The following is a 560-nucleotide window of genomic DNA, read 5'->3' as shown; positions in this document are numbered from 1 at the left end:
CCTCACGGATCATGTTGAAATCGACGTCGACCAGCAGCGGCACGGTGATCTTTCGCCGCGTGGTAGCGGCGGCGCCCGCCGACGAGATCGCCAGGCGCATCTCAGCCTTCGTCGCCACCGAGACCGAGCCGGAGATCGAGGGACCGGTGATCATCCGCCATGCCGCCGACCTGCCGGTCGGGCTGTCACCGCACATGAAGCCGCTGATCGAGTGGCATTTCGCAAACGGGAATTAAGGGCGCGTCTTATTCTGTGCCGCGTTGCGACCGTTGCGTGCGGCGACGAGGAACAGGATAAAGCCGATGCCGAGCAAGCCGCCCATCGCCATTCCCATGGTCTGGCCGACGACTGCCTGGAAGTCAGCGGTGACGCGATCGGGATTGGCCATGCCGAAGCGGGCGAGATACCACCAGATGCCTGCAAGACCTGCCTCGATGATCACCATCGCCAGGACCAGTCGCGCCTTCTTGCTCATCCGCTATTCCTCCGCCCAGGGTGAATTGCCCTAGCATCGCGAACGGCGCGGCGACAGTGGCGGGACCAGGCGGGAATGTCGAAAG

At 63.9% G+C, this 560-nt stretch carries 1 protein-coding gene and 1 pseudogene; one reads left to right on the top strand and one right to left on the bottom strand.

Annotation, left to right across the window (positions count from 1 at the left end):
* Window positions 1–236 (top strand): annotated as a pseudogene (locus tag EN906_RS36515) (hypothetical protein); the annotation flags it as partial.
* Here EN906_RS36515 and EN906_RS36510 read toward each other — a convergent pair.
* Window positions 233–475 (bottom strand): hypothetical protein, encoded by a 243-nt coding sequence (locus EN906_RS36510; protein ID WP_127270697.1) that lies wholly within the window; start codon window positions 473–475, stop codon window positions 233–235. The pseudogene EN906_RS36515 and the gene EN906_RS36510 overlap by 4 nt on opposite strands.
* Between the last annotated feature and the right edge of the window lie 85 nt (window positions 476–560).

The sequence above is a fragment of the Mesorhizobium sp. M7A.F.Ca.CA.004.06.1.1 genome, from assembly GCF_003999135.1.
In the GTDB taxonomy this organism is placed as follows: domain Bacteria; phylum Pseudomonadota; class Alphaproteobacteria; order Rhizobiales; family Rhizobiaceae; genus Mesorhizobium.
The sequence above is the reverse complement of the archived record's forward strand: the minus strand, read 5'-3'. Positions and strand labels throughout refer to the sequence as shown.